This is a genomic window from Streptomyces sp. NPDC028910 (genome assembly GCF_055564955.1).
On record NZ_JBVHVF010000017.1, the window covers coordinates 77,242 to 90,241 of the forward strand.

The following is a 13,000-nucleotide window of genomic DNA, read 5'->3' on the forward strand; positions in this document are numbered from 1 at the left end:
TCTCCCGAGGACCCGGTCGTACGGCGCAAGCCGCAAGCCGCAAGCCGCAAGCCCCGGGCGCCGGGGGCATCGGCGCGGAATCGATTCCTCAGGCGGTGACGGTCTCCGTGCGGGCTTCCTCCCGGCCTGCGGAGGAGGCGGAGCCGGAGGCACGGGAGGTGAACAGCCCGTCCACCGAGAAGGCCCCGGGTCCGGTGAACACCATCAGGAGGAAGGCCCAGCAGAACATCGCGGAGGCCTCGCCGCCGTTCTGGAGCGGCCACAGCGCCTCGGGCTGGTGCACGGTGAAGTACGCGTACGCCATCGAGCCGGAGGCGACGAAGGCGGCCGCCCGGGTGCCGAGACCCAGGAGGATCAGGGCGCCGGCGAGCAGCTGGATGGCGGCGGCGTACCACCCCGGCCAGGTGCCGGCAGCGATGGTTCCTCCGCCGTGCGCACCGCCGAGGACACCGAAGAGGGAGGCGGCTCCGTGCGAGGCGAAGAGCAGTCCGGTGACGATCCGGAACAGGCCGACGGCATAGGGCTGGGCATGGTCGAGACGTGCGTTCATGGGGGGAGGCTCCTTCGGTCGGGGACGGATCCCGAAGTCGTGCCGAGGTTCTCGGGCGCGGGCGAGCCACAGGTTAGGTAGGCCTAATCGGCCTGGCAAGCGCGAGTTCCGGCCACCGGTCTGATGAACAGGACGGCTCCTAGGCGGTCCGACGCTACCCGGCGGCCGGTGGGCCGCGCCGACGGCGCGCACGGGGATTCGGGACCCGCCGGTCCGTTCCCCTGTGACGGACCGGCAGGTCCTCGTCTCACCCAGAGCCTAGGACCGGGCCGCACCCCTGCGTGTGCATCGCGCGCAAGCTCTGTTGATCTTGCGTGCAAAAGGTTTGCGCGGCCCGGGCGCGCAGCTCTCCGGCTGACCCTGGAACAGCAGGTGCAGCCGTCGCGGGAGATGTGGTGCTGGGCGGCGACGGCCTTCTCGACGGGCCGCGGCAGCACGGCCTGGGGGAGCTGGAGGATCACGGCCCGCACCATGCTGCCCTCGTCCCGTGCGCCGGCCCCGGAGGTTCCCAGCGCGCCGGTCGGCCCTGTGCGCTGGCGGCCCGCGGACCGGTGGGGTCCGCTGGAGGGATGAGCATCCTCCCTGGCCGTGGCTGGTGGGCCGGACTGCCGCCGGCGGCGGGAGCCGCCGTCATGGCCACCGGCATCATCTCCGTCGGCCTGCGCCTGACCGGGCACGAGGTGCCGTCACTGGCAGCGCTGGCCGTCGCCGGGGCGCTGTGGCTCGTACTCGCCGCCGACTTCACCTCCCGGCTGCTGGGCGACCGCGGGCGGTTCCGCGCCGAGGCCGACACCCCGGCCGCGCTGACGGCCGTCGCCGCGACCACCGTTATCGGCACCCGGCTCTCCCTGCTCGGGTGGCAGACCGCGGCCGCCGCCCTGCTCGCGCTGGCCGCGGCGCTCTGGCCCGGGCTGCTGTTCAACGTCCGGCACTGGCGGCGGCGCATGCCGGGGGTGGCGTTCCTCGGCTGCGTGGCCACCCAGGGGCTGGCCGTCCTCGCGGCGGTCCTCGCCGCCGCCGGCCTACACGACTGGCTGGCCCGGGCGGCGCTGGCCGCCTTCTGCCTCGGGCTGCTGCTCTACGGGGCGACCCTCCTGCGCTTCGACCTGCGCGAGGTGGTGGGCGGGGCGGGCGACCACTGGGTGGCGGGCGGGGCGCTCGCCATCACCGCCCTGGCCGGGTCCAAGCTCACGGCGTCACCCGTATGGACGGGTCCGGCGCACACGGCCCTGCGTACCGTCACACTGGCGACGCTCGCCCTCTCCCTCGTCTGGTACGTCGTCCTGCTCGCCGCCGAGCTGCGCCACCCCCGGCCGCGCTACGACATCCGGCGCTGGGCCACCGTCTTCCCGCTCGGCATGACCGCCGCCGCCTGCCTCTCCGTGGCGGACCCGGCCGGTATCGCCTGGCTGCGCCCCCTGGGCGAAGTCCTGCTCTGGATCGCCGTGACCGCCTGGCTGCTGACCTTCGCCGCCCTGGTCGCCTCCCGCCTCACCGCCCACCCCACCGCCCGGCGCGCACCCGGCTCCGGCTCCGGCCCCCGCGCCGGCCCCCGCGCCGGCCCCCGCTCGGGCCCCGGCGCCGGGACGCCGGACCGATGACGAAGCACGCCGGCCCCGTCCCCACGGGGCAGCCGGCCGCCGCCTCCTGCGCGCGCCCGCTCCTGTGGCGACGGCAGTGCCTCCTCAGTAGGGTCCCTGCATGGCGTACACGTTCCAGGTGGTCATCGACTCGGCCGATCCGCATCCGCTCGCCGACTGGTGGGCGGACGCCCTCGGCTGGGAAGTGGAGCCGAGCGACGAGGAGTTCATCCGCGGCGCGATCGAAGCGGGTCAGGCGACCGAGGCCGACACCACCACCCACCGCGGCACCCTCGTCTGGAAGGCGGGCACCGGCATCCGCCACCCGGAGGGCCTGGAGCGCGCGCCCCGCGTCCTCTTCCAGTACGTCCTCGACCCCAAGACGGTCAAGAACCGGGTCCACCTCGACGTCCAGATCGGCTCCGACGACCCGCACGCCCTGGTCGAGCGGCTCATCGCCAAGGGCGCCCGGCACCTCCACGACGGCCAGCAGGGCCCCTTCAAGTGGACGACACTCGCCGACCCGCAGGGCAACGAGTTCTGCGTCTGCCACTAGTCACTAGGCTGCCTCCCGTGAACGTGATCCTCTTCGGCGCGACCGGAATGCTCGGCCGGGGCGTCCTGCGCGAGTGCCTGCGCGACGATTCCGTCGAGAGCGTCCTGGCCGTCGGACGCACCCCGCTCGGCGTCAGCCACCCCAAGCTGCGTGAGCGCGTCCAGGAGGACCCGTCCGACCTGGCCGCCGCGGAGATCGACCCGGCCGCGTACGACGCCTGCTTCTTCTGCCTCGGGGTCTCCTCCCTCGGCATGAAGGAGGAAGCGTACCGGCGCGTCACCCACGACCTGACGCTCGCGGTGGCCCGGCCGCTGGCCGCCGCCAATCCCGGCCTGACCTTCGTCTACGTGTCCGGGGTGGGTACGGACAGCACCGAACGGGGCCGTTCCATGTGGGCCCGGGTGAAGGGGAAGACCGAGAACGACCTGCTCGAACTCCCCTTCAGGGCCTACATGTTCCGCCCCGGGATCGTCCAGCCGGTGCGCGGCGTGCCCTCCAAGACCCGGCTCTACCGCCTGCTCTACGCGCTTACCGCACCGCTGGTCCCGCTGCTGCGGCGGGTCGCGCCGAACCTCGTCATCACCTCCGAGGCCTTCGGCCGGGCCATGATCGCCGTCGCCACGCCCGGCACCGAGGTCCCCGGCCACATCCTGCGGCCCGCGGACATCAACCGGCTGGGAAGTGCCCGGACCAGGCATAATTGAGTACCCGGCACAGCCTCCCGCACGTGAGAATGAGCCATCTCAATCCGGGAGGAACCCATGAGCCAGGAGACCCTGACTCTGCATGACCTGCTGCCCGCACAGGCGCTGGCGGACTCGATCGACGCCGGGTACGTGACCCGCAAGTCGCACCCCGAACTGCCGCTGTCCATCTACACGTACACACGGACGGCCCAGTACGAGCGCGTCTGGAACGAGGTCACCACGCGCTGCCGGGGACTCGTCGCCGACGACACCACCGGCGCGATCGTCGCGCTGCCCCTGCCGAAGTTCTTCAACGTCGGCGAGCACGAGTCGGGTCAGCCGTACGCTCCCGCACTCCCGGACGAGCCGTTCGAGGTGTACGACAAGGTCGACGGCAGCCTCGCGGTCGTCTTCCACTACGCGGGCCGCTGGCGGGTCGCCTCCAAGGGGTCCTTCATCAGCGCCCAGGCCACCTGGGCCCAGCGCCGGCTCGACGCCAAGGACACCGCCGGCCTGCGCCCTGGCACCACCTACCTCGCGGAGATCCTGTACCCGCAGAACCGCATCGTCGTCGACTACGGCGACCGCCGGGACCTCGTCCTCCTCGCGGCCTTCGGCCAGGACGGTAAGGAGGTCCCGCTCGCCGAGGCCGCGTCCCACTGGGAGGGGATCGGTTCCGTCGTCACGGTGTGGCCCGCCATGCCCATCGACGAGCTGATCGCGCTGACCGAGTCCAATACCCTGCCCGGCGGCGCCACCGCCACCGGGACCGACGCGGAGGGCTTCGTGCTGCGGTTCGCCTCCGGCGTGCGCGCGAAGGCCAAACTGTCGGAGTACGTACGGCTCCACCGGGTGCTGACCAAGGTCACCGAGCGGGACATCTGGCGCGCCCACGGCATCCAGCGGTTCGCCGGCGTGCCCGCCAAGCAGCTCGCGCAGGGCCTGAACTGCACGGTCGCCGAGGTCGAAGCGTCGGGCGGCAAGCCGCTCGACGCCCTGCTGGAGCAGGTGCCCGACGAGTTCGACCTCTGGGTGCGCGAGGTGATCGCGCGCCTGGAGGACGAGGCCGCGCGGCACGAGCGTGCGATCGACGAGGCCTACGCGGGCCTCGAACACCTGGCCGCCGACCGCGGCGCCTTCGCCCGCGCCGTCAAGGAGCTGGACGACCGGGGGGTCCGCCCCGCGATGTTCCTGCGGCTCGACGGCAGGCCGACCGCACTCACCAGCTGGCGTCAGGTCCGCCCGGAGACGACCGACCCCTACATCACCGACGAGGAGAACCCCGCAGTGCCCGATGAGGCGCGCCCGCCCGCGCGCAAGCCCGCTCCCGCGCCCGCGCCTGTGGTCGCTCCCGCGCCCGCGCCTGTGGTCGCCCCGCGCGTTCCCGTACCGTCCGCCGGCGTCACGGCGGAAGCCGAAGCGCAGGAGCCCGCGCTGCCCGTCGTGCACGTCATGACGGGCCTGCCGGCCTCCGGCAAGACGACCGCGGCGCGCGCCCTCCAGGCGCGCTCCGGCGGCCGCATGCGCCGCGTGAACCTCGATGACCTGCGCGCCATGCTCGACCTGCCGGACCCCGAGCGGGGCCGCAGCTTCGCGCACGAGCAGACCGTACTGGCCGTCCAGGACGCGGCGGTCCGCGCCGCGGTCGAGGGGGGTTTCGACGTGGTCGTCGACAACACCCACCTGACCAAGCACATCCCCAAGCGGCTCAAGGCGGCGGTCGGCGGTCTCGCGACCTTCGTCGTGCACGACTTCACCGACGTCCCGCTGGAGGAGTGCCTGCGCCGGGACGCCGCCCGGGAGCGGCAGGTCGGCGAGGAGATCATCCGCGTCCTGGCCGACAAGCACCAGAAGGCGCGCAAGGGCGGCTGGCGGCTGACGGAGCAGTGGATGAACGGCGGGTCCGGCGCCGGAGCCGCGCCGCCCGTGACGCCCTACGTCCCCGACCCGGCGCTGCCGGCGGCGGTGATGTGCGACATCGACGGCACCCTCGCGCTGACCGGCGACCGGGGACCGTACGACTTCTCGCGGTGCGAGCTCGACCTGCTCAACGAGCCGGTACGGCACGCGCTGGACGCCTTCCGGCGCGCCGACGGTGACGTGATCGTGCTGCTGTCGGGGCGCAGCGAGGAACACCGTCCGCAGACCGAGTCCTGGCTCCGGCGCCACCAGGTGCCCTACGACGAGCTGTGGATGCGCGCGGCGGGCGACACGCGCCGCGACGACGTGGTGAAGGCCGAGCTGTTCGACGCGCACGTCCGCCACCGGTACGCGATACGGGTGTCGCTCGACGACCGGGACCGGGTGGTCGCGGTCTGGCGCCGGATGGGCCTGCCCACCTGGCAGGTCAACTACGGCGACTTCTAGGGAGAGCTGCTGTGACGACAGGAACCGGGGGACGGCCGCCGTGGCGGGCGTGTTGATCGTCGACGCCGCGAACGTCGTCGGCTCGGTGCCGGACGGCTGGTGGCGCGACCGGCGGGGCGCGGCCGAGCGGCTGCGCGACCGGCTGGCCGGGCGGGGCGCAGGCGAAGAGATCATCCTCGTCGTCGAAGGCGAGGCCCGGGGCGTCGAGTCCGTTCCCGGTGTACGGGTGGACTCGGCGCCCGGGAGCGGCGACGACCGGATCGTGGAGCTGGCCGCGGCCCACGCGGAGCGCGGCTGCGTCGTGGTCACGGCCGACCGCGAACTGCGCGAGCGGGTCCGGGCGTACGGGGTGCGGTGCGTGGGACCGCGTACGGTACGCCCGGCGGACTGACCGCCCGGCCCGGCCCCGGGTCAGCGGCAGTACCTTACCTGGGTGAGGTTCTTGACGTAGCGGGCGGAGACCCAGCGCTCCTCGTGGTACGCCGCGCGGTCGGGCCAGGTGGTGTCGTTGTGCCCGTCGTCGTAGCGCTCGGCCAGGCGGTACCAGAGGCGGTTCCCGTCGACCGTCTCGCCGGACTTCTTGCACGAGATCTCGAGCTTGCTCTTCGGGTACACCTGGCCGACGATCCGCGCGTGGGTGCTCGGCTTGCTGCGGACCTTCAGCGGACCCTTCGAGACGACCCGGCCGGTGGCGTACCTCTCATAGGGGTACCCATCGGGCTGACCGGAGGGCCTCTCGCCGACGATGATCTCCCGCGGGGGCGTGTGGTCCGCCGGACCATCGTCCGCGACGGCCGTGCCCGCTCCGACCAGACCGAGAACCAGGCTTCCGGTGGCGAGAGCGAGGGTGGTTCTGGTGGGCTTCAGCATGAGCCGGCTCCTCTACGAAGACTTCCGCCCGGCCGCGGCGCGCGGCGCGGGGCGGCAACCACGTGGTTGCCACGGACGACTATGACCAGGGCGGGGCCCGTCGCTCCGGTGGCTCACCGTCGCTTAGCCCGATATGACCAATTCGCTCCGCCGGTGTGCGGCGGCCGTGCCCGCCCCCGAACGGGCACGGCCGCACAGCGGGGCCCCGGGGGGACAGGGCCGATGCCGGCCGGTGAACCGGCGGAGCCAAATCTAGGGGCGGACCCCTGCCGGCCGCGCCCATCCACGGGTTGAGACCGGCCTACCACCTCGGGGAGTGACCCTATACAACCAGGGGTGTACACAAGGGGGTTGACGTGCGCTTTGCCACACACCCGGCGGCGGCCCGGCTCCGCGCCGGGCTTCCGGTCGTCGGCGAGATCGTGTATGCCGTCGGCTCGCTCTGGATCTCGTCGACGATGCTCCGCAACTGGCCGGACCCGAACGGATACTGGCGGGACACCGACGCGCTCGCCTACGCCCTGCTGGCCGCGGTCTACCTGCCCCTCGCGCTGCGCCGCCGCTTCCCCGTCGCCGTCCTGACCAGCACCGCGCTCTGCGTCGCCACCTACTTCACCCTGGGCTACTACCACGTCGTCGCCGTCTGCGGGCTGGCCCTCGCCCTCTACACCGTGGCCTCCCTGCGCCCCCGCGAGGTCTCGGCCCGGTGCGCGGTGGGGACACTGGCCGTACTCCTGTGGGGCACGCGGCTCGCCGAGCCGGGCATCGGCGCCCTCAGCGTGGGCTTCGTGACGGTGACCACCATCGTCTGCTGGATCACCGGCGACGGATCCCGCCGACTGCGCGAACTCACCCGCCAACTCCGCGTCGAACAGGAGGAGAAGGCCCGCCGGGCCGTGACGGAGGAACGCATCCGGATCGCCCGCGAGCTGCACGACGTCATCGCCCACCACGTCTCGGTGATCTCCGTCCAGACCGGACTCGCCGCCTACGTGTTCTCCGCGGACCCGCCGACCGCCCGCAAGGCCCTGGACACCGTCGGGGACAGCGCCCGCGAGGCGCTGGCCGAGATGCGCCGGATGCTGGTGGTCCTCCGCGCGGAGGGCCCCGCGCCCGACGCCGAGCCGGGCGACGCCCGGGTGTCCGGGCTCGGGCGGCTGGAGGAGCTGGTCAAGCGGGTCGGGGAGGCCGGGGTCCCCGTCGACGTACGGATCACGGGAACGGCGTACGAGCTGCCGCCCGGGATCGACCTGTGCGCGTACCGCGTGGTCCAGGAGGCCCTCACGAACGTGATCAAGCACGCCCCCGAGGCGCGCGCCACCGTCCGGGTCCACTACGGCGGCGACGAGGTCCACGTACGGGTCAAGGACGACGGAAGCGGGCGCCCGCCGCTGCGCGCGACGGCGCCCGCGGGGGCCGCCGCTCAGAAGACGGCCGGTCAGGGCTTGATCGGCATGCGCGAGCGGGCGACGATCTACCACGGCACGGTCACCGCCGAGCCCGTCCCCGAGGGCGGCTTCGAGGTCAGGCTGCGGGTCCCCGTGCCGCGACCGGGAGGGGATGACGCGGATGCCGTCCGTACTCGTCGTCGATGACCAGTTCCTGATCCGGTCCGGACTGACCGCTTTGCTGACCGCCGCACCCGGCTACGAGGTCGTCGGCGAGGCGGGCGACGGCGAGGAGGCGGTCCGGCTCGCCGCCGAGACCCGGCCCGACGTCATCCTCATGGACATCCGGATGCCCGGCACGGACGGGATCGCCGCCACCGAGCGGATCCTGGCCGGCCGGGAGGATCCCGCCAACGGCGGGCCGAAGGTGCTCGTCCTGACCACCTTCGACTCCGACGAGCACGTCTTCCGCGCGCTGCGGGTCGGCGCCAGCGGGTTCCTCGTCAAGGACACCCCGCCCGACCGCCTGCTCGCCGCCATCGCCACCGTGCACGCCGGCGAGATGCTGTTCAGCCCCCGGGCCCTGCGCGGGCTGATCGACACCTACGCCGCCCCGGTCGCCCGCGAACCGCACCCCGGCCTGGACACCCTGACACCGCGCGAGCGCGAGGTGCTCGCCCTGGTCGGCGCCGGCCTGTCCAACGCCGACATCGCCGGCCGGCTCGTGCTCAGCGCCGCCACCGTCAAGACGCACGTCCACCGCTGCATGAGCAAACTGGCCCTGTCCAGCCGCGCCCAGGCCGTGGTCGTGGCCCACGAGTTCGGCCTCGCCGCCCGAATGCCCTGAGCGCGCGCTCGGACGCCCTGGTCGCGCGGCTCCCCGGATGCGGGCGGCGCCGGGCCGGGCCAGAGTGGGTGCCATGGGTATCGAAGACTACGGCGGCGGGTCGGGGGCGCAGGAGACCGGCGTCCTCGTGGTGACGACCAACGACGTCCCCGGCTACCGGGTCGAGCAGGTCATCGGTGAGGTCTTCGGCCTCACCGTGCGCTCCCGCCATCTGGGCAGCCAGATCGGCGCGGGCCTGAAGTCGATGATCGGCGGCGAGCTGAAGGGCCTCACCAAGACCCTGGTGCAGACCCGCAACCAGGCCATGGAGCGGCTCATCGAACAGGCGAAGGCGCGCGGCGCGAACGCCGTGCTGATGATGCGCTTCGACGTCACCGACGCCGCCGACGCCGGCACCGAGGTGTGCGCGTACGGGACGGCCGTGGTCCTGGTCCCCGCCTCCGCCTGACCTTCGTCGGCAACCTTCGGCCATCTGTGGCCACCTTCAGCCGTCTGTGGCCACCTTCGGCCACCTCCGGCCGCCTCCCGTCACGTAAGTCCAGGACGGCGCTCCGCTTTGTCCATGGGCCTGCCCGGCCCCCGGTCCGCAAGCTGTCAGGTCAGTGAGCGGACCGTTCGGGACTGCGTGCCGAGCGGTCTTCCGCCGAGGAAGCCGACTCCCGGAGGTCCGATGCGCACCCCCCTCTGGCCGGCCGCAGCCGCGGTGGCCGGCCTGGTCGCCACCCTGGTCGTGGCCGCGCCCACCGCCCCCGCCGCGGCGGCGGCACCCGTGACGATCACTTCGCCCGAGCTGTCCGTCAGCGTGGACAGCGGCTTCCCCCGGGTCATCAGCTACACCCGGCGCGCCACCGGCGACGTGCTGCACGGCAACGAGGACCCGCTGAGCACCATCCTTGTCAACGGGACGGCCTTCACCCCCACCGTGACCGCAACCCCCTCCGCCTCCGGCGTGGACTACGCGCTCGCCTTCTCCGGCGTGACCATCAGGTCCCGGCTCTCGGTGACCGGTTCGACCGTGGAGTTCAAGGTCACCGCGATCGAGGACACCGCCTCCTTGCGCGTACGCAGCCTCGCGATCCCCGACCACCACCTCGTCAGCGTCCGCAGCGACCAGCCGGGCGCCGCGCTCTCCACGGCGAACATGCACACCGCCACCACCGGCACGGGGGACACCTTCACCCCCATCACCGCGAGCACCCCCGTCGACCCGGCCGCGACCACCGTGATGTACGGCCTGGCCAACACCGGCAAGCTGGCCGCCGCCATCGACTCCAACTCCCTCTACGACACGCCCTCGGGCGGCACCGCACGGGAGAACGGCCGGATCAGCAAACGGGTCACCGACAAGGGCTCCTACCGCCGAGCCGGGCTGTGGAGCGGCGCCTGGCTCCACCGGGCCGCCGGCGCGGCCGACTCCGACACCGAGCCGCTCCCGTACGCCCGTATCGCGATCACCGCCGACCGCAACGCGGACTCCGTCGTGGACTGGCAGGACGCCGCCATCGCGCACCGGGACATCTGGACCCCGCCCACCGGCTGGCAGGACACCGCCGACCGGGTGGTGCAGCGGATCCCCTTCAACTTCGCCTCCCAGGCCACGCACCCCTTCGCGCAGACCCTCGACGAGACCAAGCGGGTCAGCCTCGCCACGGACGGGCTCGGACAGTTCGTCCTCCTCAAGGGATACGCCTCCGAGGGCCACGACTCCGCGCACATGGACTACAAGAACATCGGGTCCAAGCTGGGCGGCGCCACCGACCTGAACACTCTCACCACCGCCGGCCAGGCCTACAACGCCGACTTCGGGGTGCACGTCAACGCCACCGAGGAGTACCCGGTCTCCGCGACCTTCGACCCGGCCCACCAGAGCGGCGGACTCGGCTGGGACTGGCTCGACCAGTCGTACTACGTGGACACGAGGAAGGACGGCCAGTCCGGCGAGCGCCTCAGGCGCCTCCAGGACCTCAAGGCCGCCGCTCCCGGACTCGACTTCCTCTACGTGGACGTCTGGTACGGCGACGGCTACGTCTCGCGCAGGCTCCAGCGCGAGATCTCCGGCCTCGGTCTCCAACTGGCGACGGAGTTCCCCCAGACCCTCACCGAGCAGTCCCTGTGGCACCACTGGGCCGCCGACGTCAACTACGGCGGCAGCGACCTGAAGGGCATCAACTCCACCATCGCCCGGTTCATCGCCAACCACACCAAGGACGACTGGATCGCCCGCAACCCGCTGCTCGGCGGCGCCGAGATCACCGCCCACGAGGGCTGGCAGGGCAAGAAGGACTTCACCGCCTTCCTGAACACCACCTTCGCCGTCAACCTGCCGACCAAGTACCTCCAGGAATCCCCGATCGTGAAGTGGACCGCAGACACGGTCACCCTCGCGAACGGCACCACCGTCACCACCGCCGGCAACAAGCGCCGGATCACCACCGCCGGCCGCACCGTCCTGTCCGGGGACAGCTATCTGCTGCCCCGCGGCGGCAAGCTCTACCACTGGAACGACAAGGCGGGCTCCACCACCTGGACCCTGCCCGCCGGCTGGACCGCGCCCAAGCTCCACCAACTGACCGACGCCGGCCGCCGGTTCGTCGGTGACCTCGCCGTCGGAGCGGGCAACCAGATCACCATCAACGCCGCCGCCCGCACCGCCTACGTGGTCACCGACGGCGCCTCGCCCGCCCAGGCCGACCCGAGGTGGGGCGAGGGCACCCCGGTCAAGGACCCCTCCTTCTACGCGGGCGACCTCAAGGCCTGGACCGTCACCGGAACCGGCGCCGCCGTCACCCGCAACGCCCAGGGCCAGAGCGAGCTCACCTTCGCCCCCGGCACCACCCCCACCGTCTCCCAGCAGCTCACCGGCCTCGCCCCCGGCACCCACGCCGCCTCCGTCTGGGTCTCCACCCCGGCCGGCCGGGCCGCCACCCTCACCGTCACCCCGGCCGGCGGCGCCGCAGCCTCCGTGTACGCGGACTCCTCGCCGCTGACGAACAGCCTCGGCGGCAGCGAGAAGAACGGCACCAGGATGCAGCGCATGAAGGTGTTCTTCGACGTCCCGGCCGGACAGTCCACCGCCACCCTCAAGCTGTCGGCGGCCGCCGGATCCGGCACCGGCACGGTCCATCTGGACGACGTGCGGGTGGTCCGCTCCGCCCGCACCCCGCTCGGCGGCCACTTCTTCGCCGAGGACTTCGAGAACGTCGACGCCGGCTGGGGCCCCTTCGCCTTCGGCGGCGCGGGCGGCTCGGCCACCGACCCGCGCACGCACATCGCCCAGCGCAACGCCCCGTACACGCAGGCGGGCTGGAGCGGGAAGCTGGTCGACGACGTGATCAACGGGCAGAACTCCCTCAAGTCGCACGAGGAGCGGACCGGCCTGGTCTACCGCACCCTGCCGAAGACCCTGCGCCTGACCCAGGGACGCGCGTACAAGGTCACCTTCTCCTACGAGGCAGGCTTCAGCGGCGACTACCAGTTCGTCACGGGCTCCGGCACGACCGAGACCACCACCGCCCTGAACCAGGCCCGTACCCCGACCACGTTCACCAAGACCTTCACCGCCGGGGCCGACGCCTGGATCGGCGTACGGAAGGTCACCCCCGAGAGCTCGCACAACGAGGCCGACCTCATCCTCGACGACCTGATCGTGGACGACCTCGGGCCGGCCGACGGGGGCGAACTGCTCGTCCCGCAGAGCCAGATGAGCGTGAAGGCGGTCGACAGCCAGGAGACCACCGGGGAGAACGGCGCCGCCGCCAACGTCCTGGACGGCGACGCCTCCACCATCTGGCACACCCAGTGGTACGCCGCGACCGCGCCCATGCCGCACGAGATCACCCTCGACCTCGGCGCCACGTACGACGTCTCGGCCCTGCACTACCTGCCCCGGCAGTCGCAGAGCAACGGACGCGTCGCCGGCTACCAGGTGTTCACCTCCACCGACGCGCTCACCTGGGGGCCGGCCGCGGCCGCCGGAACCTTCCCGAACACGACGGCTCAGCAGGACGTCACCTTCGCGGCGCGCACCGCGCGCTACGTCCGGCTCAAGGCCACGAGCGAGGTGGCGGGCAACCCGTGGACCTCGATCGCGGAACTCAACATCGGCCACCGTCCCTAGGGGTGTCCGGCGCCCCGCTCGTACGGTGGTGGCCCGAAG

At 72.6% G+C, this 13,000-nt stretch carries 11 protein-coding genes; 9 read left to right on the top strand and 2 right to left on the bottom strand.

What is annotated here, in order from left to right; translation table 11 throughout:
- Positions 1–88 precede the first annotated feature (88 nt).
- Positions 89–550 (bottom strand): DoxX family protein, encoded by a 462-nt coding sequence (locus ACZ4TV_RS21100; protein WP_468136224.1) that lies wholly within the window; start codon positions 548–550, stop codon positions 89–91.
- 569 nt (positions 551–1,119) lie between these two features.
- Here ACZ4TV_RS21100 and ACZ4TV_RS21105 point away from each other — a divergent pair.
- The 5 genes from ACZ4TV_RS21105 to ACZ4TV_RS21125 all read left to right on the top strand — a co-directional run bounded on the left by ACZ4TV_RS21105 (position 1,120) and on the right by ACZ4TV_RS21125 (position 6,130).
- Positions 1,120–2,151 carry a tellurite resistance/C4-dicarboxylate transporter family protein gene (locus ACZ4TV_RS21105; RefSeq protein WP_468136225.1) on the top strand — a complete coding sequence of 344 codons (1,032 nt, stop codon included), beginning with the start codon at positions 1,120–1,122 and terminating at the stop codon, positions 2,149–2,151.
- A gap of 100 nt (positions 2,152–2,251) precedes the next feature.
- Positions 2,252–2,686 (top strand): VOC family protein, encoded by a 435-nt coding sequence (locus ACZ4TV_RS21110; RefSeq protein WP_468136226.1) that lies wholly within the window; start codon positions 2,252–2,254, stop codon positions 2,684–2,686.
- A 17-nt stretch (positions 2,687–2,703) separates the two neighbouring features.
- Entirely contained in the window at positions 2,704–3,390 is a 687-nt protein-coding gene (locus ACZ4TV_RS21115; RefSeq protein ID WP_468136227.1) for a Rossmann-fold NAD(P)-binding domain-containing protein, read from the top strand.
- A gap of 57 nt (positions 3,391–3,447) precedes the next feature.
- Entirely contained in the window at positions 3,448–5,739 is a 2,292-nt protein-coding gene (locus ACZ4TV_RS21120) for a phosphatase domain-containing protein (protein WP_468136228.1), read from the top strand.
- Between the two features lie 40 nt (positions 5,740–5,779).
- On the top strand, positions 5,780–6,130 hold the full coding sequence (locus ACZ4TV_RS21125; RefSeq protein ID WP_468136229.1) for an NTP pyrophosphohydrolase: 351 nt from the start codon (positions 5,780–5,782) through the stop codon (positions 6,128–6,130).
- A 20-nt stretch (positions 6,131–6,150) separates the two neighbouring features.
- Here the strand turns inward: ACZ4TV_RS21125 and ACZ4TV_RS21130 are convergent, their stop codons facing one another.
- Positions 6,151–6,609 (bottom strand): SH3 domain-containing protein, encoded by a 459-nt coding sequence (locus tag ACZ4TV_RS21130; protein WP_468136230.1) that lies wholly within the window; start codon positions 6,607–6,609, stop codon positions 6,151–6,153.
- A gap of 356 nt (positions 6,610–6,965) precedes the next feature.
- Here ACZ4TV_RS21130 and ACZ4TV_RS21135 point away from each other — a divergent pair, with 356 nt between their 5' ends.
- The 4 genes from ACZ4TV_RS21135 to ACZ4TV_RS21150 all read left to right on the top strand — a co-directional run bounded on the left by ACZ4TV_RS21135 (position 6,966) and on the right by ACZ4TV_RS21150 (position 12,961).
- Positions 6,966–8,204: a sensor histidine kinase gene (locus tag ACZ4TV_RS21135; protein WP_468136231.1), complete on the top strand. Its 1,239-nt coding sequence runs from the start codon at positions 6,966–6,968 to the stop codon at positions 8,202–8,204.
- On the top strand, positions 8,179–8,844 hold the full coding sequence (locus ACZ4TV_RS21140) for a response regulator (protein WP_468136232.1): 666 nt from the start codon (positions 8,179–8,181) through the stop codon (positions 8,842–8,844). Before ACZ4TV_RS21135 ends, ACZ4TV_RS21140 begins: the two co-directional genes overlap by 26 nt.
- A 73-nt stretch (positions 8,845–8,917) precedes the next feature.
- Complete coding sequence (locus ACZ4TV_RS21145) at positions 8,918–9,292, top strand: YbjQ family protein (protein WP_468136233.1); 375 nt, start codon at positions 8,918–8,920, stop codon at positions 9,290–9,292.
- A 222-nt stretch (positions 9,293–9,514) separates the two neighbouring features.
- Positions 9,515–12,961, top strand: coding sequence for an endo-alpha-N-acetylgalactosaminidase family protein (locus ACZ4TV_RS21150; RefSeq protein ID WP_468136234.1), 3,447 nt, complete (start codon positions 9,515–9,517; stop codon positions 12,959–12,961).
- The last annotated feature ends 39 nt before the right edge of the window (positions 12,962–13,000 follow it).

Bases quoted from the DNA above. Each gene is read 5' to 3' on its own strand.
- ACZ4TV_RS21100 (WP_468136224.1), bottom strand. From the start codon at position 550: ATGAACGCACGTCTCGACCATGCCCAGCCCTATGCCGTCGGCCTGTTC.
- ACZ4TV_RS21105 (WP_468136225.1), top strand. From the start codon at position 1,120: ATGAGCATCCTCCCTGGCCGTGGCTGGTGGGCCGGACTGCCGCCGGCG.
- ACZ4TV_RS21110 (WP_468136226.1), top strand. From the start codon at position 2,252: ATGGCGTACACGTTCCAGGTGGTCATCGACTCGGCCGATCCGCATCCG.
- ACZ4TV_RS21120 (WP_468136228.1), top strand. From the start codon at position 3,448: ATGAGCCAGGAGACCCTGACTCTGCATGACCTGCTGCCCGCACAGGCG.
- ACZ4TV_RS21130 (WP_468136230.1), bottom strand. From the start codon at position 6,609: ATGCTGAAGCCCACCAGAACCACCCTCGCTCTCGCCACCGGAAGCCTG.
- ACZ4TV_RS21140 (WP_468136232.1), top strand. From the start codon at position 8,179: ATGCCGTCCGTACTCGTCGTCGATGACCAGTTCCTGATCCGGTCCGGA.
- ACZ4TV_RS21145 (WP_468136233.1), top strand. From the start codon at position 8,918: ATGGGTATCGAAGACTACGGCGGCGGGTCGGGGGCGCAGGAGACCGGC.
- ACZ4TV_RS21150 (WP_468136234.1), top strand. From the start codon at position 9,515: ATGCGCACCCCCCTCTGGCCGGCCGCAGCCGCGGTGGCCGGCCTGGTC.